The organism is Pseudomonas sp. NFACC02, from assembly GCF_900110765.1.
Lineage (GTDB): Bacteria > Pseudomonadota > Gammaproteobacteria > Pseudomonadales > Pseudomonadaceae > Aquipseudomonas.
Window position 1 is genome coordinate 292,740 of the sequence record NZ_FOEO01000002.1, and the last position, 24,817, is coordinate 317,556.

At 59.5% G+C, this 24,817-nt stretch carries 24 protein-coding genes, 1 tRNA gene and 1 pseudogene; 13 read left to right on the forward strand and 13 right to left on the reverse strand.

Annotated elements, in window-relative coordinates; translation table 11 throughout:
- Nucleotides 1-54 precede the first annotated feature (54 nt).
- Together BMY73_RS03315 and BMY73_RS03320 are read right to left on the reverse strand one after the other, a co-directional pair.
- Nucleotides 55-777, reverse strand: coding sequence for an alpha/beta hydrolase (locus BMY73_RS03315; protein WP_092405015.1), 723 nt, complete (start codon nt 775-777; stop codon nt 55-57).
- 202 nt (nt 778-979) lie between these two features.
- Nucleotides 980-1,920, reverse strand: a pseudogene (locus BMY73_RS03320) (aliphatic sulfonate ABC transporter substrate-binding protein).
- A 226-nt stretch (nt 1,921-2,146) separates the two neighbouring features.
- On the opposite strand from BMY73_RS03320, the gene BMY73_RS03325 reads away from it, so the two are divergent.
- Both BMY73_RS03325 and BMY73_RS03330 read left to right on the forward strand, forming a co-directional pair.
- Nucleotides 2,147-2,590, forward strand: a complete 444-nt coding sequence (locus tag BMY73_RS03325; RefSeq protein ID WP_092405017.1) for a hemerythrin domain-containing protein — start codon at nt 2,147-2,149, stop codon at nt 2,588-2,590.
- 345 nt (nt 2,591-2,935) lie between these two features.
- Nucleotides 2,936-4,558, forward strand: a complete 1,623-nt coding sequence (locus BMY73_RS03330) for a methyl-accepting chemotaxis protein (RefSeq protein ID WP_092405019.1) — start codon at nt 2,936-2,938, stop codon at nt 4,556-4,558.
- An 80-nt stretch (nt 4,559-4,638) separates the two neighbouring features.
- Here BMY73_RS03330 and BMY73_RS03335 read toward each other — a convergent pair whose 3' ends face one another.
- The 3 genes from BMY73_RS03335 to BMY73_RS03345 all read right to left on the reverse strand — a co-directional run bounded on the left by BMY73_RS03335 (nt 4,639) and on the right by BMY73_RS03345 (nt 7,436).
- Complete coding sequence (locus tag BMY73_RS03335; protein WP_092405021.1) at nt 4,639-5,637, reverse strand: bile acid:sodium symporter family protein; 999 nt, start codon at nt 5,635-5,637, stop codon at nt 4,639-4,641.
- Nucleotides 5,638-5,833: 196 nt separating this feature from the next.
- Nucleotides 5,834-6,064: a hypothetical protein gene (locus tag BMY73_RS27800; RefSeq protein WP_139214087.1), complete on the reverse strand. Its 231-nt coding sequence runs from the start codon at nt 6,062-6,064 to the stop codon at nt 5,834-5,836.
- A gap of 193 nt (nt 6,065-6,257) precedes the next feature.
- Nucleotides 6,258-7,436, reverse strand: a complete 1,179-nt coding sequence (locus tag BMY73_RS03345; protein ID WP_092405025.1) for a GGDEF domain-containing protein — start codon at nt 7,434-7,436, stop codon at nt 6,258-6,260.
- Nucleotides 7,437-7,675: 239 nt separating this feature from the next.
- Between BMY73_RS03345 and BMY73_RS03350 the strand changes: the two genes are divergently transcribed.
- Entirely contained in the window at nt 7,676-7,957 is a 282-nt protein-coding gene (locus tag BMY73_RS03350; protein WP_092405027.1) for a hypothetical protein, read from the forward strand.
- Nucleotides 7,958-8,073: 116 nt separating this feature from the next.
- On the opposite strand, the gene BMY73_RS03355 is transcribed toward BMY73_RS03350, so the two are convergent.
- A tRNA-Ser gene (locus BMY73_RS03355) sits at nt 8,074-8,161 on the reverse strand.
- Nucleotides 8,162-8,296: 135 nt separating this feature from the next.
- On the opposite strand from BMY73_RS03355, the gene BMY73_RS03360 reads away from it, so the two are divergent.
- The 7 genes from BMY73_RS03360 (at nt 8,297) to BMY73_RS03390 (ending at nt 12,570) form a co-directional block, all read left to right on the forward strand.
- The gene (locus BMY73_RS03360; protein WP_062380795.1) at nt 8,297-8,971 is read left to right on the forward strand and encodes a Bax inhibitor-1/YccA family protein; all 675 of its coding nucleotides are present in this window, start codon (nt 8,297-8,299) and stop codon (nt 8,969-8,971) included.
- 115 nt (nt 8,972-9,086) lie between these two features.
- A complete protein-coding gene (tusD, locus tag BMY73_RS03365) occupies nt 9,087-9,479 on the forward strand; it encodes a sulfurtransferase complex subunit TusD (protein WP_092405029.1) in 393 nt (130 codons plus the stop codon).
- 1 nt (nt 9,480) lies between these two features.
- A complete protein-coding gene (gene tusC, locus BMY73_RS03370) occupies nt 9,481-9,843 on the forward strand; it encodes a sulfurtransferase complex subunit TusC (protein WP_092405031.1) in 363 nt (120 codons plus the stop codon).
- Nucleotides 9,843-10,142, forward strand: coding sequence for a sulfurtransferase complex subunit TusB (gene tusB, locus BMY73_RS03375; protein ID WP_092405033.1), 300 nt, complete (start codon nt 9,843-9,845; stop codon nt 10,140-10,142). Before tusC ends, tusB begins: the two co-directional genes overlap by 1 nt.
- Nucleotides 10,139-10,474: a TusE/DsrC/DsvC family sulfur relay protein gene (locus BMY73_RS03380; protein ID WP_092405035.1), complete on the forward strand. Its 336-nt coding sequence runs from the start codon at nt 10,139-10,141 to the stop codon at nt 10,472-10,474. Before tusB ends, BMY73_RS03380 begins: the two co-directional genes overlap by 4 nt.
- Nucleotides 10,471-11,472: a glycosyl transferase family protein gene (locus tag BMY73_RS03385; protein ID WP_092405037.1), complete on the forward strand. Its 1,002-nt coding sequence runs from the start codon at nt 10,471-10,473 to the stop codon at nt 11,470-11,472. Before BMY73_RS03380 ends, BMY73_RS03385 begins: the two co-directional genes overlap by 4 nt.
- 96 nt (nt 11,473-11,568) lie before the next feature.
- The gene (locus BMY73_RS03390) at nt 11,569-12,570 is read left to right on the forward strand and encodes a glutathione S-transferase family protein (RefSeq protein WP_092405039.1); all 1,002 of its coding nucleotides are present in this window, start codon (nt 11,569-11,571) and stop codon (nt 12,568-12,570) included.
- 65 nt (nt 12,571-12,635) lie between these two features.
- On the opposite strand, the gene cysG is transcribed toward BMY73_RS03390, so the two are convergent.
- The 6 genes from cysG to ftsK all read right to left on the reverse strand — a co-directional run bounded on the left by cysG (nt 12,636) and on the right by ftsK (nt 20,160).
- Nucleotides 12,636-14,030, reverse strand: coding sequence for a siroheme synthase CysG (gene cysG, locus BMY73_RS03395; protein WP_062380784.1), 1,395 nt, complete (start codon nt 14,028-14,030; stop codon nt 12,636-12,638).
- Nucleotides 14,031-15,311: a serine--tRNA ligase gene (gene serS, locus BMY73_RS03400; protein ID WP_092405041.1), complete on the reverse strand. Its 1,281-nt coding sequence runs from the start codon at nt 15,309-15,311 to the stop codon at nt 14,031-14,033.
- A 29-nt stretch (nt 15,312-15,340) separates the two neighbouring features.
- Nucleotides 15,341-15,715: a fluoride efflux transporter CrcB gene (gene crcB / locus BMY73_RS03405; protein WP_062380781.1), complete on the reverse strand. Its 375-nt coding sequence runs from the start codon at nt 15,713-15,715 to the stop codon at nt 15,341-15,343.
- Entirely contained in the window at nt 15,715-17,037 is a 1,323-nt protein-coding gene (locus BMY73_RS03410; protein WP_062380779.1) for a replication-associated recombination protein A, read from the reverse strand. Before BMY73_RS03410 ends, crcB begins: the two co-directional genes overlap by 1 nt.
- Before the next feature lie 18 nt (nt 17,038-17,055).
- Nucleotides 17,056-17,679, reverse strand: a complete 624-nt coding sequence (gene lolA / locus BMY73_RS03415) for an outer membrane lipoprotein periplasmic chaperone LolA (protein WP_092405043.1) — start codon at nt 17,677-17,679, stop codon at nt 17,056-17,058.
- Between the two features lie 75 nt (nt 17,680-17,754).
- Nucleotides 17,755-20,160: a DNA translocase FtsK gene (gene ftsK, locus BMY73_RS03420; RefSeq protein ID WP_092405045.1), complete on the reverse strand. Its 2,406-nt coding sequence runs from the start codon at nt 20,158-20,160 to the stop codon at nt 17,755-17,757.
- Between the two features lie 453 nt (nt 20,161-20,613).
- On the opposite strand from ftsK, the gene aat reads away from it, so the two are divergent.
- From aat to infA, 3 genes are all read left to right on the forward strand, one after another.
- Nucleotides 20,614-21,303: a leucyl/phenylalanyl-tRNA--protein transferase gene (gene aat / locus BMY73_RS03425; protein WP_092405047.1), complete on the forward strand. Its 690-nt coding sequence runs from the start codon at nt 20,614-20,616 to the stop codon at nt 21,301-21,303.
- 47 nt (nt 21,304-21,350) lie between these two features.
- Nucleotides 21,351-22,058 carry an arginyltransferase gene (locus tag BMY73_RS03430; RefSeq protein ID WP_092405049.1) on the forward strand — a complete coding sequence of 236 codons (708 nt, stop codon included), beginning with the start codon at nt 21,351-21,353 and terminating at the stop codon, nt 22,056-22,058.
- 101 nt (nt 22,059-22,159) lie between these two features.
- On the forward strand, nt 22,160-22,378 hold the full coding sequence (gene infA, locus BMY73_RS03435) for a translation initiation factor IF-1 (protein WP_002553999.1): 219 nt from the start codon (nt 22,160-22,162) through the stop codon (nt 22,376-22,378).
- 150 nt (nt 22,379-22,528) lie between these two features.
- On the opposite strand, the gene clpA is transcribed toward infA, so the two are convergent.
- Complete coding sequence (gene clpA, locus BMY73_RS03440) at nt 22,529-24,799, reverse strand: ATP-dependent Clp protease ATP-binding subunit ClpA (RefSeq protein WP_062380767.1); 2,271 nt, start codon at nt 24,797-24,799, stop codon at nt 22,529-22,531.
- Nucleotides 24,800-24,817: the final 18 nt, after the last annotated feature.

Genomic DNA, 24,817 nt, shown 5'->3' on the forward strand with positions numbered 1-24,817 from the left:
GGTGGCGTTCCACCTTGCCCGCGATCTGGCGCGCAGCGGCATCCATAGAACGCGTCAGCCTTTCAACACCCCTTCAATCCAACGCTTCAGATCGGCAATCTCGGCGGACGTAATGGTATGCCCTGCCCCCGCGTAAGAATGAAACTCCGGATTGATCAGCAGGTTCTCCAGCACCGTCCGCGCTTCCGTCGCACCGGAAAACGGCACGCGGTTGTCAGCCGAGCCATGACCGATGAACACCTTGAGCGGCTTGAGTGCCTCGTCGGGCTTCAGGCGAGCGTTGAGGGAAGCGAGGATCTTGCCGCTCAACGGCGCAATCCCGCGCACCATTTCAGGGTGCTGCAAGCCGATCTGATAACTCATCATGGCGCCCTGACTGAAGCCCACCAGCACAACCTTGTCCGGTTGCGTGTCGTACTTCTCGGTGGCCTGCTCGATGAAGGTCCTCAGCAGATCGGTGCTCTTGTCCACATCGCTGGTCACGCCTTCGTACTCGGCCTGATCGGTGTCCTGGGTGAACCACTTGTAACCGCCACCGTCGACTTCCAGCGGCGCGCGCACCGACAGGTAGGTGTAATCCGGCGATAACTCGTCCTTTATACCGAACAGGTCACGCTCGTCGCTGCCGTAACCATGCAGGAAGATGATCAACGGTTTGTCTTTGGTTTCGGCGGGGGCGGCGGCGAGATACGGCAGAGCCAGATCAGTGAGCAACGCAGGCTCGGCATGAGCAAACCCGGTAAACGCACAGAGCAGCGCAGCGAAAAACTTCATCATTGAGAACGGCCCCTTTGAGAAAAACGTCCGGCCCATCATACGCAGCATGTTTCGGATGTCAGCCCGTAATTGATCGGGAGATGCTGTCAGAAGGCTGTACAGGTCGCAGATTTTCTGGACACTCTGAAGCTGAGAAGGACGTCATCCACTGTGAGAGCGAGCAGGGTCTGGGCGGCCTCCTGACAAATGCTGCCGGTCAGCCCTACTGAGCTTTGGGAACCCAGACGACAATGTCGGATACCTTCAGCGGCTTGGGGATCAGCTTCGCTTCGTAGTAGCCATCGGCGATGCGCTGCTGCTCGGCCAACTGATCGACCTTGACCGGGACGATGTCGTAGCTGCGACGGCTGTTGGCCAGCTCCACAGTTTCCAGCGGGATATTCCCCCACAGCGGTGCGAGGTTTTTCGCGGCTTCCTGCGAATGGCCTTTGACCCATTGACCGGCGTCATGAAGCGTGTCGAACACCACCTGCAGGACCTCGGGGTGCGCCTTCACAAAACGTGTGTTGGCGACATAGAAACGGTTGTAGTTGGCGACGCCTTTGCTGCCATCCGCCAACACACGAACATGATGCTCACGTTCCTGGGTGGCGAGGAACGGGTCCCAGATCGCCCACGCATCGACATTGCCACTTGAAAACGCTGCCACGCCGTCTGGCGCTTCCAGGTACACCGGCTGAATGTCCTGCAGCGTCAAGCCGGCTTTTTTCAGTGCTGAGATCAACAGGAAATGGCTGCCCGAGCCCTTCGATACTGCGACACGCTGCCTTTGAGCTCGGCGATGCTTTGAATCGGAGAACCGTCCTGCACGATGATCGCCTGCGCGGTGGGCGACGGTTGCTCGCGTGCATAGTAGGTCAACGGCGCATTGGCCGCCTGGGTGAGCACGGCGAACGCGTCGGCCACATCCGCGTGCAGATCGACACTGCCCGCATTCATCGCGCTCAACAGCCCGCTGCTGAACTCATGCCACTGGACCGTAAAACCCAGTGGTTTCAGGCGTTGCTCGATCTGACCGTCATTCTTGAGCAGCAGCCAGAGCGTGGACGAACGCTGATAACCGATGCGCACGACCTGCTCGGCCTGGGTCGTGGCAGTCGCCAGCAGCAAACCGACGGCGACAAAAAGGGTGCGAAGGCTCATGACCATCCTTGTTGGGCGAGTAGTTGAACGTTGCCTGGCGTCACGCTTTTCGGATGAGAAGCGATGAGCACAAAGCCCTGTCCTTTCGATTAGAAAAACTGCGAACAATATGAAAGAAACGTATAGCACCTCGCTCATGTCCTTGACCGGATGGAACGTCTGCGCGCCGCAAGAGGTCTAGCCATAAGCACGTCACTAAAGACCCATAGCCGACCAAGGACACGACATGAACATCTTCGAAGCCCTGAGAGAAAGCCACGACCGGCAACGCGGGTACGCCGATGCCTTGATCCAGACTCACGGCGACAGTCAGGAACGTGCCCAGGCCTATGGACAGCTCAAGGCTGAGCTGCAGGCCCACGAGACGGCTGAAGAGCGTTTTTTCTATATACCGCTGATGCAGTTCGACAACGGCGTTGACCTCAGCCGGCACGCCATCTCCGAGCACCATGAGATGGACGAAATGATGGAAGAACTCGACGAGACCGAGATGTCCAGCCCGGCCTGGCTGGCGACCGCGAAGAAGCTGTCCGAGAAGGTCCATCACCACCTCAAGGAAGAGGAACAGAAGTTCTTCCAGATGGCCGGCAAGCTGCTGGACGACAAACAAAAAGAATCGTTGGCAGGCGAATACGTGAAGGAATACAAGGAACAGTTGGCGGAGTCATGATCCCTTCCGGCGACTGATCCCGCGTCGCCTGCGCCTGGCACTCTTTTCAAAAACCACGACACCGGCCTGCATCGCGCGCTTGCCGGGCTGAGTGCGGCGTGGTGGTGAACAGGGACGAAGCAACAACGGGGCTGAGACTGAACGCCGAGGTGGCTCTATGAGATCCCCGATGCCACCTCGCCCCGGGTTGCCAGCCACGCTTTCAGAGCCTAACGGCCTGTGGTGATGGCCGGTAGAGACACCCCAGCAGTGAACTTTGCCGTATCGTATGATGTCATTTTGATGCTACCGGAACACCAAGGAGGCGTTCCCGTGATTAACGTCATCATGAGATCGGACCCTGCTATGAAAATCGCAACCAAACTTCTCCTCTCTTTCATGCTCTGCGCTTTTATAACGCTCGCTGTCGGTCTGCTTGGCGTCACCTTTGTCAACCGGCTGGCCAGCGCACTGGAACTGACGTTTTCCAACAATCTGGTATCTGTGGGAAACACCGCCGCGACGCTCAATGGTCTTGTGGCGCATAACCGAGGGCTGTATCGACTGCTCGATGCCAGCCATGGTGACGTGTCGCCGGAGGACCGGGAGCGCGTGCGCGCGGACATCGCGGAGGAATTGAAACGGAGCCGGGATGCCTACGCCACTTACCGTGCCACTCCTCTTGCCGAGGATGAACGCCTGGCGGGCGACAAGCTGGATGCGCTATGGCCGGACTACCTCAGCAGTTCCGAACAGATTATTTCCTTGTTGGACGCTGGCCAGACAGAGCAAGCGCGAACGCTGCTCAATACCCGCAATAATCAGATGTTCAGAGATGCACGCGAGCTGGTCAACGTGATGATCGCGTCCAACAACCGGCAGATCAAAGAAGGGGCTCAGGCCGCAGGAGCCCTGCGTGGTGCTGCCTTTAAGTGGATGATCGCGGGTATCGTTCTGGCGTTTGTCATCGCCATCGCTACAGGTGTTCTGATTACCCGCCTCATTACACGCCCCATCGCCCAGGCCGTCGAAAGCGCCCAGCGTGTGGCCCGAGGGGACCTGACGCAAGTCATCACCACAGACCGCAAAGATGAAGCCGGGCAATTGCTCGCGGCATTGTCCGATATGCAGGCCGGCTTGAAACACACGCTGCTGGATATCGCCAATGCCGCTGATCAGCTGGCGTCCTCCGCGGAAGAACTGAGCGCGGTCACCGAGGAAAGTACCCGCGGTTTGACGCGTCAGAATGACGAAATCCAGCAGGCGGCGACGGCAGTCAACCAGATGACCGCCGCAGTGGAAGAAGTCGCCCGTAATGCGGTTTCGACCTCGGAAGCGTCTCGTCAGACCACTGACGAAGCCGATGATGGCCGCCAACAGGTGGATCAGGCCATGTCGGGCATGAACTCGATGGTGGCGGAAATCAACGACTCGACCCACGCGGTGTCAGAGCTCGCGGGCCAGGTGAGAGAGATCGGCAAGGTCGTTGACGTCATTCGCAGCATTGCCGACCAGACCAACCTGCTGGCACTCAACGCGGCCATTGAGGCGGCCAGGGCTGGTGAGCAAGGCAGAGGATTTGCGGTCGTGGCCGATGAAGTGCGGGCGCTGGCGCACCGCACTCAGACGTCTACCCTGGACATCGAGCAAATGATCGGCAATGTTCAACTGGGCGCCGACGGCGCCGTTGCGGCGATGAACAAGAGCCTTACGCTGGCCAACCAGACTCAGGTGCTGGCGGAAAATGCGGGCGGAGCGTTGCAGAAGATCACTGCCAGCGTGGCACGCATAAATGAGCGCAATCTGGTGATCGCCTCGGCGTCAGAGGAGCAGGCGCAAGTCGCTCGGGAAGTGGATCGCAACCTTCTCAACATTCAGGACCTGTCGACCCAGACCGCTGCCGGCGCTAACCAGACCAGCGCCTCAAGCCAGGAGCTGTCTCGCCTGGCAACCTCTTTCAATCTGATGGTCGCCAAGTTTCAGCTCTGACCGTAAACCCTGAGAGGCCCTGAAAATCAAAAAGCCCCGAATCATCGGGGCTTTTCGTATCTCGCCTGAGTCCACACCGATCAAGGATCGACTTGCGCCATCATCTCCTGTACCGACTCGCTGCGCCTGGCGTAACGCTGCGCCAGCACCGCGCAGACCATCAACTGGATCTGATGGAACAGCATCAACGGCAGAATCAGCACGCCGATGGTGCTCCCCGCGAACAGTACCTGCGCCATTGGCACGCCCGTGGCCAGACTTTTCTTCGAACCACAGAACAGAATGGTGATGCGGTCTTCGACATTGAAACCGAACAGCTTGCCCAGCAACGTCGAGGCCAGCAGCACCAGACCCAGCAAGACGCAGCAAACGACCACCAGCCCACCGAGGTCCCACAGCGGAATCTTGTGCCAGATGCCCTCGTTGACGGCCTCGCTGAACGCGCCATACACCACCAACAGAATCGAGCCTTGATCCACGAACTTGAGCCAGCTTTTGTTACGGCCGACCCAGGCGCCGATCCAGCGCCTCATGATCTGACCGGCCACGAACGGCAATAAGAGTTGCACGCCGATCTTCACAATGGCGTCGACCGTCGATCCGCCTTCGCCGTGTACGCTCAACAGCAAGGTCACCAATAACGGTGTCAGGAAGATCCCGAACAGGCTGGACGCCGCTGCGCTGCAGATCGCCGCCGGGATATTGCCGCGCGCCAAGGACGTGAAGGCGATGGCCGACTGCACCGTGGCGGGCAACGCGCACAGGTAAAGCACGCCCATATAGAGGTCTTTGCCGATCAGCGGAGACAGGAGCGGCTTGAGCGCCAGCCCGATCAATGGAAACGCCACAAAGGTCAGACCGAACACCAGCAGGTGCAAACGCCAATGACCGGCACCCGCGATGATCGACTCACGCGACAGCTTGGCGCCGTGCATGAAAAACAACAGCGCAATCGCGATATTGGTCAACCAACCAAACCCTATGGCGACCTGACCGCTGGCGGGAAGAAGGCTGGCAATGATCACCACCGTGACCAGCGCCAGGGTGAAGTTGTCGGGGAGAAAGCGAGGACGCGTCATCTGAAATATCCGGATAGATCTGGAACAGTGTGGCGACTCTACGCCTGTAAACCGGTACCGGCTAACGCCAATAAGTCGATGAATAGCGCTGAAAGGACACCTTCAGAAAATGTCACTTGTCCGTGTCCTGCAGAACGGAGGCAGCGCCGAGGGGGCACTGCCGGGAATGCCTGCTCAGGCCGTTGAACGGTCGAGATCAGGAAAGTCCACCTTCAATGACCCGCAGAACCGTGACGTGTCGCTGCCCTTGGCGGTCCGCAAGGTGCTGACTCAACGATGCTTGCCATTGATGGATATCGCTATGTCTGGCATCCGTCATCAATTCATCCCAACCCGCCGAATCCTGCGCAGCGACTTCCTCAGGCGACACTCGGGTGACACGTTCACGCTTCAACAGGTTTGCGGCAATTTCCGAGAGAGTACTCAAGGCGGGCTCCATGGCACGCTCATCTGGGAGCATGCCGATACATAGCGGGGAGGATGGGTGCGGAGTGCCAGAACGCCAATTTTCAGTTGTTGCGGCAACCTGCAGTGAGGTCTTAGCAAGGTTCAGACCAAGGGCGGCGTTCCAGCGCAACCCTTGATCCGAATAGTCGACTGATGGAGGGAGCCAAGCGTTGTCAGGAGATGCGCGTGGCATCACTGCCCGCCAGCCTGCGATCAACCAGACGAATGCGGTCGCGCCCCGCTCGTTTGGACTCGTAGAGCGCGGCGTCGCCCTGTTCGATCAGGGCGGCAAGGCTCACCTGTGGCTGGTCGAACAGGCTGGCGCCAATGCTCAAGGTGACCGCTTCGGGGGTCTCGAAGGTCTGCGCTGCCGTTTTGTGAAACTGCTCACGCAGAGCGCTGGCCAACGCCTCGATTCGCTCACTCGATGCATCGCGCAGCAGGATCACAAATTCGTCGCCGCCCAACCGCGCGGCAAGCGCACCTTCCGGCAAACTGGTACGGATCAATTCACTGAGCGCCACCAGCAAGCGGTCGCCCGCGGTATGGCCATACAGGTCATTGACCGACTTGAAATTGTCGATATCGATCAACAGCACCGCGCCCAACCGCCGGGCAGAGACTTCATCCAGCAAACGCGGTGCCCGGACTTCCAGTGCCCGCCGGTTGTACAGCGCCGTTAAAGGATCGCGTGCGGCCAACCGTTCGATGCGCTTTTCTCGCCGGTAGCGCTCGGAGCCGGTCATGGCCAACGCGATGAACAAGATCGCCATCGCGCCCTCGACCAGGGAAATCTGAATGATCTCGCCGCGAAACGCCGCCAGATCGATCAGCGTCCCCGGCATCAGGGCCGTCACCGCCTTGGAGAAATAGAACCCGCCATGAAACAGCAGCACGTAGCGCAACTGCCCCGCGCCGAAACTGAGCGACGTGCCATGCGGTCGCAGCAGCAAACTGGCTTTCAACATTAACACGCCCACCAGCACCGAGTTGCTGGCCAACATCACCTTCGACCACCACGGTTCGTTTGGCAGCAACAGCATGGCCGCCCAGATCACGAATATCAGGTACCAGCCACGGGAGAGCCGTGATGCCGTAAAACGCGCGACGCCCAGCAAAAACAACCAGTGCGCCGTCACCAACAGGCCGTTGGCAAACCAGATGCCGATCAACAAAATGCCGCTGCTGCGTAACAACGCCAAGGTCGAACCGATCGTAATCGTGGCAAACCCCGCGCTCCAGAACAGCAACGAAGCCTCCCGCACATGCCGCCACTCAATCGCCAGATACAGCGCGGCGGCGGCGGCGAGGGCGATCGAAAGGGTCAACATCGTGGTGGGATCGAGCGCCATATACTGCCTACTGCATGGTCGGGTCTGAGGGGCGAATCAAGTGTAAGCGCCTGAGAGGCTTTATCGGCGGGAAATGGGGTGACTTGATGCCGCAATGATAGCAATAATCCAGCCGACACCCTATTTACGCCTGGGCCTGCGGACACTATATGTGACGAAGTGACATCGACACTGGGAAGCGCCCTGGCCGATGACAGGGGACATTTTCGCCACAGCATCACCGCATTTCGGGAGGTCGCGTGAGTCTGGACACAACATTATCTGAGGAAGCAGGCTCGCCGCCTCAAGACGGCTGGTTCTCCCGCGAACACCGCGACCGGATCGATGAACTGATCACCCGCCTGCAAACCAGCGACACCCGAGAAAGCGTCTCGCGCTATCACGCAATGGCAGAAGGGTATCTGTTGGGGCTGCTGGACTGTTATCACACCAGCGCCGAACACCATGATGCCGTCAGGCAATACCTGCACAACCTGGCGATCGCGAGGTTGAAGGTGGTGAAGGCGAAGGTTCGGCGATAGCTGAATGGCGGGATCGGAGGTTCTCCGACGGGGCGATGGACGACGCTCAGTGAACCAAAACCCTAAAGACAGAAACGACAAAGCCCTGAATAATCAGGGCTTTGCGGTACAGAATATGGCGGAGGCGCAGAGATTCGAACTCAGGGACCTGTTACAGTCGGCAGTTTTCAAGACTGCTGCCTTAAACCACTCGGCCACACCTCCAATTGCGTTGCGGGCGCCATAATACCGTAATGAAACAAGCTGTCAAACTCTCTGACTCGCGTGTCTCCGTAGCTCTGTTATGATCTTTGCAACTTGAGATTTCAAACGCTTCATTTCACCATCAGGAGTAGCGCCATGCGCGAACAGGATTACGCAGTCAACAACCGCGTGCAGGTCGAGCAGCTAGAGGTTAGCCGCGTCCTGCGCAACACTTACGGCCTTCTGGCCCTCACCCTGGCTTTCAGCGGCATCATGGCGTTCGTCGCGCAACAGATGCATGTGCGCTACCCGAACGTCTTCGTGGTGCTGATCGGTTTCTACGGCCTCTTCTTCCTGACCAACAAGCTGCGCGATTCGGCGTGGGGTCTGGTGTCGGCGTTCGCGCTGACCGGCTTCATGGGGTTCATCCTCGGCCCGATCCTCAACCGCTATCTGGGCATGCAGGGCGGCGCTGAAGTGGTTTCGTCGGCGTTTGCAATGACGGCCCTGGTGTTCGGTGGCCTGTCGGCCTACGTGTTGATCACCCGCAAGGACATGAGCTTCCTGGGTGGCTTCATCACCGCAGGCTTCTTTGTATTGCTGGGCGCGGTACTGGCGAGCATGTTCTTCCAGATCAGCGGCCTGCAACTGGCGATCAGCGCAGGTTTCGTCCTGTTCTCGTCGGTGTGCATCCTGTTCCAGACCAGCGCAATCATCCATGGCGGTGAGCGCAACTACATCATGGCGACCATCAGCCTGTATGTATCGATCTACAACCTGTTCATCAGCCTGCTGCAGATCTTCGGCATCATGGGCAGCAGCAAAGACTGATTCGTCACCCGTTTCAACAAAAGGCCCGCTTCGGCGGGCTTTTTGCTGTCTGGTGTTCTTGAATTCTTTATCATTGCCTCCATTCACCCTTGCCACTCCGTTGACCGAGCCGCCGATGAAGTTCGCCATTGCCCTGTATTCTCCCGCCCACGCGCCCTCCTCGCGCCGAGCGTTGCTGTTTGCGCAGGCCGTACTGGCAGGCGGGCATGAGATCGTGCGGTTGTTCTTCTATCAGGACGGCGTACACAGTGCCTCCTCCAACGTCGTGACACCGCAGGATGAGCTGGACGTGCCGGCGCAGTGGCGTGAATTCGTCACCCACCACCAACTCGACGGTGTGGTGTGCATCGCAGCCGGCCTGCGCCGAGGCGTGCTCAATAAACAAGAAGCCGAGCGGTATTCACGCCCCGCGGCCAACCTGACGGAACCGTGGGACTTGTCCGGTCTGGGACAGTTACATGACGCCGTCCAGGCCGCCGACCGCCTGATCTGCTTCGGAGGGCCTTGATATGCCGAAGTCATTGTTGATCATCAGCCGCCAGTCGCCGTGGTCAGGTCCGAGCGCGCGTGAAGCGCTCGACATCGCCCTGGCAGGCGGCGCGTTTGATTTGCCGTTGGGCATGCTGTTCATGGACGACGGCGTGCTGCAGTTGATGCCTTCGCAGCAAGCCAGCGCCTTGCAGCAGAAGGACATCACTGCCAACCTTCAGGCGCTGTCGATGTTCGGTGTCGAGGACCTGTTCGCCTGCCACACCAGCCTCGCCGAGCGCGGCCTTTCGCCGACCGAACTGAGCGTCGAACCCATGCAGGTTCTGCGCGATCAGGACATCGCCGCGCTCATTGACCGTTATGACCAGGTAATCACGATCTGATGTCGACCTTGCATGTGTTATCTCATTCTCCGTTCGCCGACTCGCGCTTGAGCAGTTGCCTGCGCATACTCGGCGGCGATGACGCGATCCTGCTGTGCGGCGACGCCACGTACGCGCTGACTCCGTCCACGACGGCACGTCAGACACTGGATGCGAAAGTCGGAAGCCTGGCGCTGTTCGTGCTGGACGAAGACGCCAAAGCACGCAACCTGGCCCTCCCCGACTGGGTAAAAAGCGTCGATTATCCTGAGCTCGTCGCGCTGTCCGTTCAGTACGACAAGGTGAACACTTGGCTATGAAGCAACTCATCGTCGAGGGGCGCACCTTGGCGCTGGACAAGGAAGGCTACCTGGAGGACCTTCACGACTGGTCGAGCGCGGTGGCTGAAGCCCTGGCTGCGGAAGAAGACCTCGTGCTGACGCCCGATCACTGGGAAATCCTTGAGCTGCTGCGCGCCTTTTATGCCGAGTTCCAACTGTCACCGGCGACCCGTCCGCTGGTGAAGTACACCGCGTTGAAGCTGGGCGCCGAAAAAGGCAACAGTCTGCACCTCAACCGCCTATTCAATGGCACTCCCGCCAAACTTGCCGCCAAGCTGGCGGGCCTGCCAAAGCCGACCAATTGCTTATGACCGATTTCGCCCCCCTCGTCATTGAAACGCCTGCCGAACACCCGTTCGCCCCCTTCGTGCGCATCCTGGGCAAGGGGAAACGCGGTGCGCGCAACATGACCCGTGAAGAAGCCCGCGAAGCCATGGGCATGGTGCTCGACGAAAAGGTTGAAGACACCCAGCTGGGCGCCTTCCTGATGCTGTTGCGGCACAAGGAAGAGAGTGCCGAAGAACTGGCGGGATTTACCGAGGCCGTTCGAGAACGCCTGAACGCCCCGCCCATGGCGGTCGACGTTGACTGGCCAACCTACGCGGGCAAGAAGCGTCACCTGCCGTGGTATCTGTTGGCTGCCAAGTGCCTGGCGCAAAATGGCGTCCGTGTTTTGCTTCACGGCGGGGGCGCGCACACGGCGGGCCGTCTTTACAGCGAACAGTTGCTGGAGCCGCTGGGCATACCGCTCTGCCGCACCTGGCAGGCGGTCGGCGAAACGCTGGAAAGGCAGAACATCGCCTTTATTCCGCTGGGTGACTGGGCGCCGCAGTTGCAGCGCATGATCGATCTGCGCAACACCCTGGGCTTGCGGTCACCCATCCACTCGCTGGCGCGGATCCTCAATCCGCTAGGCGCGCGCTGCGGCTTGCAGAGCATCTTTCATCCGGGTTATCAGTCCGTACACCGCGACGCCAGCAGCTTGCTCGGCGACCACGCGATCGTGATCAAGGGCGATGGTGGCGAAGTCGAGATTAATCCAGACACCATCAGCCACCTGTATGGCACCACCGACGGTCAACCCTGGGACGAAGAGTGGCCTGCCTTGTCGGAGCGTCGCCATGTCAAACCGGCCACCCTGGATCCACAGCAACTCGTCGCCCTCTGGAAGGGCGAGGTCGAGGACAGTTACCCGCAGCTTGCTTTGATTTCGACCATGGCCCTGGCCCTTCGGGGGCTTGGAATGCCGCGACCTGAAGCCTTCGAACGCGCCGAACAGTATTGGGCGAACCGGGACCGATCGATTTAACCGATTATTACACCCCAGTCTTTGCGCTATTTCTTCGAACGATTGCCTTTAGACTGATCTCCAACGACCATCAGTACACACGTTTTGGAGTCAGACATGGGCCTTCTCGTCGAAGGACGCTGGCAAGACCAGTGGTATGAAAGCAGCAAAGACGGGGCGTTTCAGCGCGAACAAGCCAAACGCCGTCATTGGGTCACCGCCGATGGGCGCCCGGGCCCGTCCGGCGAAGGCGGTTTTAAAGCCGAAGCCGGTCGTTACCATCTTTATGTATCGCTGGCCTGCCCGTGGGCGCATCGGACGCTGATCGTGCGCAAGCTCAAAGGGCTGGAAAACCTGATCGATGTTTCCGTCGTCAGTTGGCTGATGCGCGAAAACGGCTGGACCTTTGACAAACAGACTGGCTCCAGCGGCGATCCGCTCGATGGCCACACTTTCTTGTACCAACGCTATCTGGCCGACACCCCGGACTATACCGGTCGAGTGACCGTGCCCGTGCTGTGGGACAAGACGCTGCAACGCATCGTGAGCAACGAGTCGTCGGAAATCATCCGCATGTTCAACTCTGCGTTTGACCATCTGACCGGCAATCATCTGGATCTCTACCCGGAAGCGTTGCGCTCCACGATCAACGAACTCAACGACCGCATTTACCCGGCCGTGAACAACGGCGTTTACCGCGCAGGCTTCGCCACGTCGCAAGGCGCTTACGAAGAGGCGTTCGACGAGGTGTTTGCCGAACTCGATGCCTTGGAGAAATTGCTGGGTGAGAAGCGTTACCTGGCGGGCGAATACCTGACCGAAGCGGACGTGCGTCTGTTCACCACGCTGATCCGGTTCGACGCGGTGTACCACGGTCACTTCAAGTGCAACCTGCGCCGCATTGCCGACTACCCGAACCTGAGCAATTGGCTACGCGAGATGTACCAATGGCCGGGCGTAGCCGACACGGTGGACTTCGTGCACATCAAGCATCACTACTACGCCAGCCACGCCACCATTAACCCGACGGGCGTGGTGCCAAAAGGGCCGAAGCAGGACTTCAGCGGGGCGCATGATCGTGGGCGGTTGAGCGGGAAAGGCATTCTGCAGAACGGATGATATAAGCGCTGGAGTCGCGTAGAGCCGGCTCGCTGCGGGCCGGCTCATTTCGAGTTAGCGTTTGATCAAACGCTCGCCTGCGCCCCTTCGAACCACGCCAGCTTCTCCCGCAACATCACCACTTCACCCACGATCACCAGCGTCGGCGCATGCACTTCATGCTCCGCGACCAGCTGCGGCAGATTGGCGAGGGTGCCGGTGAATACGCGCTGGTTGGTTGTCGTGCCCTGCTGAATCAGCGCGGCAGGCGTATCGGCGGACCGACCGTGCTTGATCAGTTCACTGCAGATAATCGGCAGGCCGATCAAGCCCATGTAGAACACCAGCGTTTGCGCAGGCGACACCAGATCCTTCCACGGCAAGTCGGTGGTGCCGTCTTTCAGATGGCCCGTCACGAAACGCACGGATTGTGCGTAGTCGCGGTGGGTCAACGGAATCCCGGCGTAGGCCGCGCAGCCGCTGGCCGCCGTAATCCCTGGCACGACCTGGAAAGGAATGCCGTGTGCCGCCAACTCTTCGATTTCTTCGCCGCCACGGCCGAAAATGAATGGATCGCCGCCCTTGAGCCGCACCACCCGTTTGCCTTGTTTGGCCAGAACCACCAATTGCTGGTTGATCTGATCCTGCGGCACGGCGTGATCGGCGCGTTGCTTGCCGACATAAATCCGGTCTGCATCACGACGACACAGTTCGAGAATGGCGGGCGCCACCAGACGGTCGTAAAGCACCACGTCGGCTTGCTGCATCAGACGCAAGGCCTTGAAGGTCAGCAGATCCGGATCGCCCGGCCCTGCCCCCACCAGATACACCTCCCCGGTAGCCGCAGGCAGATCGCCCTCAATCTTCGCCTGAAGCAAACGCTCGGCTTCAGCCCCTTGCCCCGCCAGTTGCCGATCGGCGATCGGCCCCTGAAACACCTCTTCCCAGAACGCGCGGCGTTGCTGCACGTTCGGGAGCAGATTTTTCACCTGGTGGCGGAAGCGCGCTGCGAGCCCGGCGAGGTGGCCGTAGGTGGGCGGAATCCAGCTCTCCATCTTGGCGCGGATCAACCGGGCCAGCACTGGCGCATCGCCGCCGCTGGACACCGCAATCACCAGCGGTGAGCGGTCGACGATGGCCGGGAAGATCACGCTGCACAGGGCAGGCGCATCCACGACGTTCACCGGCACACCCCGCTGACGGGCGTCTGCCGATACCTGAGCGTTGAGCGGCTCGTCGTCGGTGGCGGCAATGATCAGCACGCAACCGTTCAGATCTGCTTCGCTGTAACCCCGCAGAATCTGCTCGCCACCGCTGCTGTCGATCAACTCGCGCAGCTCTGTTCCGATCTCGGGTGCAACCACCCGTAACACCGCACCGGCATCGGCCAGCAGGCGAGACTTGCGCAATGCAATCTCGCCGCCGCCCACCACCAATACCCGGGCGCCCCGCAGGTTGTGGAACAGTGGCAGAAATTCCATTTAGCCGATGACCTCGATGCCACCCATCCACGGTTTCAGGACTTCCGGTACGCGGATCGAACCGTCGGCCTGCTGGTAGTTTTCCAGCACGGCAACGAGGGTACGACCGACCGCCAGGCCCGAACCGTTCAGGGTGTGAACCAGCTCGGGTTTGCCGGTTTCCGGGTTACGCCAGCGAGCCTGCATGCGACGCGCCTGGAAATCACCGCAGTTGGAGCACGAGGAAATTTCGCGGTACTTGTCCTGGCTTGGAATCCACACTTCAAGGTCGTAGGTCTTCACCGCGCTGAAGCCCATATCACCCGTGCACAGCGCCAGCACGCGATAAGGCAGTTCGAGCAATTGCAGAACGCGCTCGGCGTTGGCGGTCAGGCCTTCGAGGGCTTCCATGGACTTTTCTGGCTCGACGATCTGCACCATCTCGACCTTGTCGAACTGATGCTGACGGATCATGCCACGGGTATCGCGACCCGATGCACCCGCTTCGCTGCGGAAACACGGCGTGTGTGCCACGAACTTCAGCGGCAGCTGTTTGGCGTCGAGGATTTCGCCGGACACGATGTTGGTCAACGACACTTCGGCGGTCGGAATCAGGTACAGGTCGGCCTCGCCTTCGCGAGCGATCTTGAACAGGTCTTCCTCGAACTTGGGCAACTGCCCCGTGCCCTGCAGTGCGGGCGCCTGAACCAGATAAGGCGTGTAGGCCTCTTCGTAGCCATGCTCGTTGATGTGCAGGGTGATCATGAACTGCGCCAATGCGCGGTGCAGACGGGCGATCGGGCCACGCAACAGCGCGAAACGGGCGCCGGACAGCTTGGCGGCGGTTTCGAAATCCAGCCAGCCGAATTTCTCACCCAGCGCGACGTGATCCTTGACCTCGAAATCGAAGCACGCCGGAGTGCCCCACTTGCGCACTTCGACGTTTTCTTCTTCGTCAGCACCGACCGGCACCGACTCGTGCGGCAGGTTAGGCATGCTCAGCAGCATGGCGTCGAGTTCGGACTGAATACCGTCCAGCTCTTTCTTGCCAGTGCTCAGCTCTTCGGCCATGCGGTCGATATCAGCCATCAGCGGTGCAATGTCTTCGCCGCGCTGTTTGGCCTGGCCAATGGATTTGGAACGGGCATTACGCTCGGCCTGAAGCTGCTCTGTGCGGGTCTGCACAGTCTTGCGCTGGTTTTCCAGCGCTTCGATACGGGCCACGTCCAGTGTGAAACCACGGGAAGCCAGGCGATCCGCTACGTCCTGAAGTTGGGTACGTAACAGTTTGGAGTCGAGCATATCGTTGCCTCGTTATTGAATCGGGTTTATTAAATTCGGGTCAAAGACAGGCCAGCCCAGGTCGCAAGCAGGCCGCCCAGTACACTGATCAATGCGTAGCCAATGGCCAAGGGAGCCTGACCGCTTTCCAGCAGACGAATCGTGTCCAGCGAAAAGGACGAAAACGTCGTCAGACCGCCCAAAAAACCCACCATCAAACCGGCGCGCAGCTCGATCGGCACCTCCGGGCGAATCAAAAACAGCCCGTACAGGAAACCGATCAACAGGCAGCCAACCAGGTTGACGGCCAGCGTCGCGGTATAGAAATGACGCGGCCAGTTCGCGGAAACAAAGTTGCCTGCGGCGAAACGCAATAATGTACCAGCCACGCCCCCGGCGGACACGGCAAGAATCAATTGAATCACTATTTTCTCCGTTGACGGGGACTGGCGCGGTCGAGTGCGGCCAGATGCTTGAGTTTTTCGCCGATTTTCAGCTCCAGGCCTCTTGGCACCGGCTGGTAATACTGACGCGGCTCCAGGTCTTCAGGGAAGTAGTCTTCGCCGGCGGCGTACGCATCCGGCTCGTCATGGGCATACCGGTATTCTTCACCGTACCCGAGCTGTTTCATCAGTTTGGTCGGCGCGTTACGCAGGTGCAGCGGGACTTCAAGCGACCCATGCTCGGTCGCTTCGCGCATGGCCATTTTGAAGCCCATATAGACGGCGTTACTTTTCGGCGCACAGGCCAGATACACGATGGCCTGCGCCACGGCCAGCTCACCTTCCGGACTGCCGAGGCGTTCCTGGACATCCCATGCCGACATGCACAGGGGCAGGGCGCGCGGATCGGCATTACCGATGTCTTCACTGGCCATGCGCACCACGCGCCGAGCCAGATACAAGGGATCGCAACCGCCGTCGATCATCCGCGCGAACCAGTACAGCGCCGCATCGGGGTTGGAACCACGAATGGATTTGTGCAGGGCCGAGATCTGGTCGTAGAAGGCCTCCCCGCCCTTATCGAAACGCCGACGGCTGTCGCCGAGCAGACTCGCCAGCAGCTCCGGTTCGATTTCACTGCCGTCTTCAGCCAGATCCGAAGCGTTCTCCAACAGATTGAGCATCCGTCGGCCATCACCGTCGGCCGCCGCCAGCAGCGTCTTGAAGGCCTCATCGCCCAGCGTCAAGTGACGATTACCCAGCCCGCGCTCCTCGGTCAGCGCCCGGTCAACGAGCTGACGCAACGCCGCTTCGTCGAGGCTTTTCAACACATAGACGCGCGCCCGGGACAACAGGGCGTTGTTGAGTTCGAAAGAAGGGTTTTCCGTGGTGGCGCCAATGAAAATCAACGTGCCGTCTTCAACGTAGGGCAGGAAAGCATCTTGCTGCGACTTGTTGAAGCGATGCACCTCATCGACGAACAAAATCGTGCGGCGACCGTATTGGCCGGCCTGTTGCTTCGCTACCTCGACCGCCTGACGAATTTCCTTCACCCCCGCCAATACGGCGGACACTGTTTCAAAGTGCGCATCCGACACTTTCGCCAGCAACCGCGCCAGCGTGGTTTTACCCACGCCGGGCGGTCCCCAGAAAATCATCGAATGCAGCGCACCCTGCTCCAGCGCTTCACGCAGGGGCTTGCCATGGGCGAGCAGGTGTTGCTGACCGACGTACTCATCCAGATTGGTCGCCCGCAAGCGGGCGGCCAAGGGCTGGGCAATCGGTTCACTGCTGAACAGGTCCATTGAAGACGTAAGCGCCTCTTATTCCTGAATGACGTCAGCGCCCTTCGGGATGTCGAACTTGAATTTGCTCGCCGCGACAGGCTCGTTGGCCTTGACGCCAGTGAACAGGATATTGGTGCGCTGGCCGACGCTGTCGATCAACTGCATGTCGTTGATCATGCCGTTGCGAAAGGACAGACGCAGGCTATCGAACAACGTGTCCTTGGACTTCGGCTTGAGCATGAAGTCGATGACGCCGCCCGCTTCCTTGGCCGTGATGTCGAAGCTTTCGCTGATTTTCGACACATCACCGGACAGCAGCAGGGCCGGGGTCTGGGTCAGGCGCTGATCCAGCGTCTTGATGGTGACCTGCTCCAGGTCCGGGTCCCACAGCGTGACTTTCTTGCCGTCGGAGACCATGGTCTGCTCCTGAGGCGGATTGGTGTGCCAGTAGAACAAGCCCGGGCGCTGAAGAGTCATCTCACCGGAGGTTTCCTGCAGCTGCGTGCCGCCGCCATCCAGCGTCAGCTGCGAAAAGTTGCCGCTCAGGGTTTTCGAGTTTTCCAGCAACTGGGTCAGGCGCGTGACGTCTTTGCTGTCGGCGTGGGCAGGCATGGCAGAAATGGTCAGTGCAGTTACCAACAACATGCGGATAAGACGCATGGGAGTCCTCTTTGAGTTGGGTTAAGGCCGGACGGCGCCGTAATGGCGCCGTCCAGTCACTCGTGACGTAAAGTGTCAGTCACGCATAGGGGCTGGCGCAATCACTTCCCGCGAGCCATTGGTGTTCATGGAGGTCACGACGCCGGCCATTTCCATGGCTTCGATCATGCGCGCTGCCCGGTTATAACCAATCTTGAGCTTGCGCTGCACGGCAGAAATCGACGCACGACGGCTTTCCAGCACGAAGTTGACTGCCTCGTCGTACAGTGCGTCGGTTTCGCTGTCTTCACCATCACCACCGCCGCCACCGCCCTCGAACCCGCTGCCGGCCTCTTCGACGCCGTTGAGGATATCGTCGTTGTATTGCGGCGTGCCGCGCAGTTTCCACGCCTCGACGACGCGGTGAACCTCGTCGTCGGACACGAACGCGCCGTGAACACGAATGGGCAGGCTGGTGCCGGGTGGCATGTAGAGCATGTCACCGTGGCCAAGCAGTTGCTCGGCGCCACCCTGGTCGATGATCGTCCGGGAGTCGATCTTGCTCGACACCTGAAACGCCATGCGAGTCGGGATGTTGGCCTTGATCAGACCGGTGATCACGTCAACCGACGGACGCTGGGTCGCAAGGATCAAGTGAATACCCGCCGCCCGCGCCTTCTGTGCGATACGTGCAATCAGTTCTTCGACCTTCTTGCCGACGATCATCATCATGTCGGCGAACTCGTCGACCACCACGACGATGGTCGGCAGCTTGGTCAGCAGTGGCGCTTCGTCGTGAATGCTTTCGCGGTGATACAGCGGGTCGGACAACGGGGTGCCGGCGTCTTCGGCTTCCTTGACCTTATGGTTGAAGCCCGACAGGTTCCGCACGCCCATCTTCGCCATGAGCTTGTAGCGACGTTCCATTTCCGCCACCGACCAGCGCAGGGCGTTGGCGGCGTCTTTCATGTCGGTGACGACCGGACACAGCAAGTGCGGGATACCTTCGTAGATCGACAGCTCGAGCATCTTCGGGTCGATCATGATCAGCTTGGCGTCTTCCGGCCCCGACTTGAACAGGATCGACAGGATCATCGCGTTCACACCGACCGACTTACCGGAACCGGTGGTGCCGGCGACCAGCAAGTGAGGCATCTTCGCAAGGTCGGTGATGATCGGCTTGCCGCCGATGTCGTGACCGAGCGCCAGGGTGACCGGCGATTTGAAGTTGTCGTATTCCGGGGTCGACAGCACCTCGGAGAAGCGCACGATCTGGCGGTCTTCGTTGGGAATTTCGATACCGACGGTGGTCTTGCCGGGAATGACCTCGACCACACGAACGCTGGTCACGGCCAGGGATCGTGCAAGGTCCTTCGCCAAGTTGGCGATGCGGCTGACTTTCACACCCGCTGCTGGCTGGATCTCGTAACGGGTAATCACCGGACCCGGGTGAATCGAGTCAACGGAGACTTCGACACCGAACTCCTTGAGCTTGATTTCCAGCAAGTGACCGACCGCAGCCAGAGACTCGGGCGAATAGTTGAGCTGTTTCTTTTCTGCCGGGTCGAGAATCGAAATCGGTGGCAAGGTGCCTTCCACGGCGCTGTCGACGAACAACGGCGCCTGTTTTTCTTTCTGCACGCGCTTGCTGGGCTCGGGCGGGCGGGTCGGCGCGGGGGCAATGACGGCGGGAATGTGCTTCTCGCGCGCGGTCATGTGCTCGGTCAGGACCTGCTCACGCTCGATCAGCCGCTCTTTCACCTTGGCCTGCTCACGACGATCAGGCACCACCGGCGCGACGACCTCGTCAATACGCATGTCGACTTCGCGCAGCTGCGCCACCATTTGCTTGCGTTCGTTCCGGGCCGTCCACCAGCGATTGATCGCGCTCTGGAACAGTTCGAAGAGGTCCAGCGTGATCTTGCCCGTGGTGTCCATGACCTTGAACCAGGACAGGTCGGTGAACACGGTCAGGCCGAACAGGAACAAGGCGATGAACAACAAGGTGCTGCCCTGCACGTTCAGCGCACGCTTGGCCAGATCGCCGAGCACTTCACCCAGAACGCCACCGGCCGATCCGGGCAGCCCGGAGGCGGAATGGAAATGAATGTGCGCCAGCGCCGCGCCGGCGAGTACCAGAAACACCAGGCCGATCAGGCGCCAGGAGAACAGCCAGCCGCTCCACTGCCACGGTTCATGGCGGTGACGGAACACCTGGTACGCCTTGACGCCGAGCAGCAGCGGGAAGATGTAGGCGAAATAGCCCAAGACCATGAACAGGATGTCGGCGGAAAATGCACCCGCGCGACCGGCCGCGTTCTGCACCTGCACGGAGCTGCTGGTGTGACTCCAGCCCGGATCGCCCTGGTCGTAGGTCAGCAAGGCCATCATCAGGTACAGGCACAAGAAGCCGAAGGCGATCAGCGCACCTTCCTTGAGTCGGTAGTGCAAATGCTGCCGCCAGAGCGGAACGGGGCTGGGTGCTGCGGTGGATTTCTTCAAAACGCTTCAATTCCTGCGCGCTAGCGCGAACATCTTAGTGGTTGACTATGAGCGACTGCATCGACGAAATAGTACTGACCAATCCCTGAGCGCCTTGAGACGACAACATCGTTGAAGGCATGCTCGACAGGTGACTTGAAATGAGGTTAAACAACATCGGGCATTGTACGGATTTGCACGCTGCACGCCACGTTAGTCTGGCGTGGACGTTGCAGATCTTCAAGCGTCAATGACAACAGGCGATTTGAGCATGCATTGTCTTTGCTGACAAAGACTTATGACGTGTCTTTCTCATTCTTCACAACTGTCCAAAGGCCATGCTCCGTTTGAAGACCGTAAATACACGTCACGTTCAACGATGTCGCTGCAGTCAACGCCGTGTGACCGCGTTCACCGCCCGTAGTTGCACAACGGCTCACCACTCCCCTCCCCTCTCGCAAAAGTCTTGACGCCATGCTGACCTGGTTACAACGCGACACCCTTGATTTTCCGCCCCTGGAAAAGGCCATGCGCGAGCCTAACGGGCTCCTGGCCGGAGGGGGCGACCTGTCAGCCGACCGGCTGATCCGGGCCTATCGCCACGGCTGTTTCCCTTGGTATCAGCAGGGGCAGCCAATCCTCTGGTGGTCGCCGGACCCGCGTACGGTGTTGTTTCCTGACGAATTGCACGTGTCCCGCAGCCTGGCCAAAGTGCTGCGCCAGCAAAAGTATCAGGTGACCTTCGACCAGGATTTTGCAGCGGTCATACGCGCCTGCGCCGAGCCGCGAGACTACACGGACGGCACCTGGATCACAGGCTCCATGCAGGCCGCCTACATAGAGCTGCACGCACGCGGGTTCGCCCACAGCGTTGAAGTCTGGGACCAGGGCGAACTGGTCGGCGGGCTTTACGGCCTGGCGATGGGCCAGCTTTTTTTTGGAGAGTCGATGTTCAGTCGCGCCGACAATGCGTCCAAGGTCGGATTCGCGACGCTTGTCGAACATCTGAAGGCGTGGGGGTTCGTATTGATAGACTGCCAGATGCCGACGCAGCACCTGCAAAGCCTGGGCGCCCGCTCGATTCCGCGCCAGACCTTCGCCCAATACCTGAACAGGCACCTCGATCTGAGCAATTCCGCCGACTGGTCACCTAGGCGAGTTTGAGTCGGCTGGCATACACTCTTATCTAAAGTTTTTCTCGAGGGTTGATCATGACCGAGCTGGCGCGGCTTAAGTTTTATGCCACTCAACCCCACTCCTGCAGCTACCTGCCCGAGGAACAAGCCACTACGCTGTTCCTCGACCCCAGCCAGCCGATGGACGTGCAGGTCTACGCCGACCTTTCCGACATGGGGTTTCGCCGCAGTGGCGACCATCTTTATCGTCCGCACTGCCAAAACTGCAGCGCGTGCGTGCCTGCGCGGATTCCCGTCGGCCTGTTCGAACCCGATCGTCAGCAAAAACGCATTTTCAAGAAAAATGCCGACATCGAAGTCACCAGCACCAAGGCACACTTCAGCGAAGAATATTTCGATCTTTACCAGCGCTATATCGAACAACGCCACGCCGACGGCGACATGTTCCCTCCCAGTCGCGATCAGTTTTCGACCTTCCTGGTCCGCGACCTGCCGTTCTCGCGGTTCTATGAATTTCGTGTCGACGGGCGATTGCTTGCCGTCGCTGTGACCGATCTGCTGCCCAACGGCTTGTCGGCGGTTTATACCTTCTACGAGCCCGGCGAAGAAAAGCGCAGCCTCGGTCGCTACGCGATTCTCTGGCAAATCGCCGAAGCCGCTCGCCTGCAACTGCATGCGGTGTACCTGGGGTACTGGATCAAGAACTGCAAAAAGATGAATTACAAGACGCAATATCGCCCTATCGAGCTGCTGACCAATCAAAGATGGGTCACTCTTTACTGAAGCCCTTGGCTTAACCCCCATTTTTCGGGCACAATGCAGCCCGCTTTTGCCTGGCTGCCGTTTGCACCGGGCCATTCATTGGATACCGAGGGCTTTACTGCATGTCGAAAGAAGACAGCTTCGAAATGGAAGGCACTGTCGTCGACACCCTGCCCAACACCATGTTCCGTGTGGAGTTGGAAAATGGGCACGTCGTAACCGCGCACATCTCCGGCAAGATGCGCAAGAACTACATTCGTATTCTTACCGGCGATAAGGTCCGCGTTGAACTGACGCCCTACGACTTGAGCAAAGGGCGCATCACGTATCGCGCCCGCTAACAGGTCTTAACAAAAACGCCCGGCACATGCCGGGCGTTTTTGTTGGCGCAACTCAAGCACAGCACCCCTTGCAAGCGCGCTCCTACAGTTTTTTGCAGGCAACAAAAAGGCGCCTGAATCGGCGCCCTTTTGCTGTATCGCGATAAAACGTCAGGCCATTTCCGCCGTGGTTTCGTAGTCGAACGTGATCTCGCCGTCCTTCAGGTCGATGTGAACCACACCGCCATGCTCGGACAACTCGCCGAAGAGGATTTCCTCGGCCAGAGGACGCTTGATCTTGTCCTGGATCAGACGCGCCATCGGGCGAGCGCCCATCTGCGCGTCGTACCCGCCTTCCGCCAGCCAGCTGCGCGCTGCATCGGAGACTTCGAGCAGCACACGCTTGTCTTCCAGTTGCGCCTGAAGTTCGGTGAGGAACTTGTCCACCACACTTTTGATGACCTCATGGCTGAGGCGACCAAACTGAATGATGGTGTCCAGGCGGTTGCGGAACTCCGGCGTGAAGCTCTTCTTGATGACTTCCATCGCATCAGACGAGTGGTCCTGATGGGTGAAGCCGATCGAAGCACGCGCCGCCGTTTCAGCACCGGCGTTGGTGGTCATGATCACGATCACATTACGGAAGTCCGCTTTGCGGCCGTTGTTATCGGTCAAGGTGCCGTGGTCCATCACCTGCAGAAGCAGGTTGAAGACTTCCGGGTGCGCTTTCTCGATCTCATCGAGCAGCAGAACACAGTGTGGCTGCTTGGTGATGGCCTCGGTCAACAGCCCACCCTGATCAAACCCGACGTACCCCGGAGGCGCACCGATCAGGCGCGAAACGGTGTGACGCTCCATGTATTCCGACATGTCGAAACGCACCAGCTCTATACCCAGTGCCTTGGCCAACTGGCGAGCCGCCTCGGTCTTACCGACACCGGTAGGCCCCGCGAACAGGAAGGAGCCCACCGGTTTGTCCGGCGACTTCAGGCCTGCACGAGACAGCTTGATCGCGGTCGACAGCGAATCGATCGCCGCGTCCTGACCAAAAACCGTGAGTTTGAGGTCACGCTCAAGGTTACGCAGCAGCTCCTTGTCGGAACTATTGACGTGTTTTGGCGGAATCCGCGCGATTTTTGCGACGATGTCTTCAACCTGAGCCACATCGATACGCTTGACACGCAACTCCGCAGGCTGCAGGCGCTGATAGGCGCCCGCCTCGTCGATCACGTCGATGGCCTTGTCCGGCATGTGACGGTCGTTGATATAGCGCGAGGCCAGTTCAGCGGCGGCACGCAGGGCTTCGTCACTGTATTCGATGCTGTGGTGCTGTTCGAAGCGGCCTTTCAAGCCACGCAGAATACCGATGGTGTCTTCTACAGAAGGCTCGGACACATCGACTTTCTGGAAACGACGAGCCAACGCACGGTCTTTTTCGAAAATGCCGCGGAATTCCTGGAACGTGGTCGAGCCGATGCAACGGATATCACCCGAGGACAGCAAAGGCTTGAGCAGGTTGGAGGCGTCCATGACACCGCCCGACGCTGCACCGGCACCGATGATGGTGTGGATTTCATCGATGAACAGGATCGCGTGTGGGCGTTTTTTCAGCTCACCGAGCAACGCCTTGAAACGCTTCTCGAAATCGCCCCGGTATTTGGTGCCAGCCAGCAAGGCACCGAGGTCCAGTGAATAGACGACGCTGCTGGCCAGCAGGTCAGGCACCTGATTGTCGACGATACGCTTGGCCAGGCCTTCAGCAATGGCGGTCTTGCCGACCCCGGCCTCACCGACGAGCAAGGGGTTGTTCTTACGACGGCGCGCGAGAATCTGAGCGACACGCTCGACTTCCAGCTCACGGCCCACAAGCGGATCGATGCGGCCCTGGCGGGCCAGTTCATTCAGGTTGCTGGCATAGGCATCCAGAGGATTGCCCGAAGAAGAAGACTCGCCGCCCTCATCATCCTGCATATCTTGCTCACCTTCAGAGTGATCGCCATGCCCCGGCACCTTGGAGATTCCGTGGGCGATATAGTTGACGACATCAATTCGGGCAACGCTCTGCTGTTTCAGCAGGAAGACGGCCTGACTTTCCTGTTCGCTGAAAATGGCCACCAGAACGTTCGCGCCAGTGACTTCACGCTTACCGGAGCTCTGTACATGGAACACGGCACGCTGGAGCACGCGCTGGAAGCCCAGGGTGGGCTGGGTCTCGCGATCCTCATCATGAACAGGGATCAGCGGCGTGGTGGAGTCGATGAACTCCTGAAGGTCGTGTTTGAGTTTGTCGAGGTTTGCGCCGCAGGCACGCAGAACAGTGGCGGCAGCCTCATTGTCCAATAGAGCCAACAGAAGGTGCTCGACCGTCATGAACTCATGACGCTTCGAACGGGCCTCCTTGAAAGCCAAATTGAGGGTGACTTCGAGCTCACGGTTTAACATAGCTTCACCTCATACCCA

Bases quoted from the DNA above. Each gene is read 5' to 3' on its own strand.
- BMY73_RS03325 (WP_092405017.1), top strand. From the start codon at position 2,147: ATGAACATCTTCGAAGCCCTGAGAGAAAGCCACGACCGGCAACGCGGG.
- BMY73_RS03345 (WP_092405025.1), bottom strand. From the start codon at position 7,436: ATGGCGCTCGATCCCACCACGATGTTGACCCTTTCGATCGCCCTCGCC.
- serS (WP_092405041.1), bottom strand. From the start codon at position 15,311: ATGCTCGACTCCAAACTGTTACGTACCCAACTTCAGGACGTAGCGGAT.
- BMY73_RS03430 (WP_092405049.1), top strand. From the start codon at position 21,351: ATGACCGAGCTGGCGCGGCTTAAGTTTTATGCCACTCAACCCCACTCC.
- BMY73_RS03410 (WP_062380779.1), bottom strand. From the start codon at position 17,037: ATGGACCTGTTCAGCAGTGAACCGATTGCCCAGCCCTTGGCCGCCCGC.
- BMY73_RS03380 (WP_092405035.1), top strand. From the start codon at position 10,139: ATGAAGCAACTCATCGTCGAGGGGCGCACCTTGGCGCTGGACAAGGAA.
- tusC (WP_092405031.1), top strand. From the start codon at position 9,481: ATGCCGAAGTCATTGTTGATCATCAGCCGCCAGTCGCCGTGGTCAGGT.
- lolA (WP_092405043.1), bottom strand. From the start codon at position 17,679: ATGCGTCTTATCCGCATGTTGTTGGTAACTGCACTGACCATTTCTGCC.
- BMY73_RS03330 (WP_092405019.1), top strand. From the start codon at position 2,936: ATGAAAATCGCAACCAAACTTCTCCTCTCTTTCATGCTCTGCGCTTTT.
- BMY73_RS03390 (WP_092405039.1), top strand. From the start codon at position 11,569: ATGGGCCTTCTCGTCGAAGGACGCTGGCAAGACCAGTGGTATGAAAGC.
- BMY73_RS03315 (WP_092405015.1), bottom strand. From the start codon at position 777: ATGATGAAGTTTTTCGCTGCGCTGCTCTGTGCGTTTACCGGGTTTGCT.
- cysG (WP_062380784.1), bottom strand. From the start codon at position 14,030: ATGGAATTTCTGCCACTGTTCCACAACCTGCGGGGCGCCCGGGTATTG.
- BMY73_RS03385 (WP_092405037.1), top strand. From the start codon at position 10,471: ATGACCGATTTCGCCCCCCTCGTCATTGAAACGCCTGCCGAACACCCG.
- aat (WP_092405047.1), top strand. From the start codon at position 20,614: ATGCTGACCTGGTTACAACGCGACACCCTTGATTTTCCGCCCCTGGAA.
- clpA (WP_062380767.1), bottom strand. From the start codon at position 24,799: ATGTTAAACCGTGAGCTCGAAGTCACCCTCAATTTGGCTTTCAAGGAG.
- infA (WP_002553999.1), top strand. From the start codon at position 22,160: ATGTCGAAAGAAGACAGCTTCGAAATGGAAGGCACTGTCGTCGACACC.
- BMY73_RS03335 (WP_092405021.1), bottom strand. From the start codon at position 5,637: ATGACGCGTCCTCGCTTTCTCCCCGACAACTTCACCCTGGCGCTGGTC.
- BMY73_RS03360 (WP_062380795.1), top strand. From the start codon at position 8,297: ATGCGCGAACAGGATTACGCAGTCAACAACCGCGTGCAGGTCGAGCAG.
- tusD (WP_092405029.1), top strand. From the start codon at position 9,087: ATGAAGTTCGCCATTGCCCTGTATTCTCCCGCCCACGCGCCCTCCTCG.
- tusB (WP_092405033.1), top strand. From the start codon at position 9,843: ATGTCGACCTTGCATGTGTTATCTCATTCTCCGTTCGCCGACTCGCGC.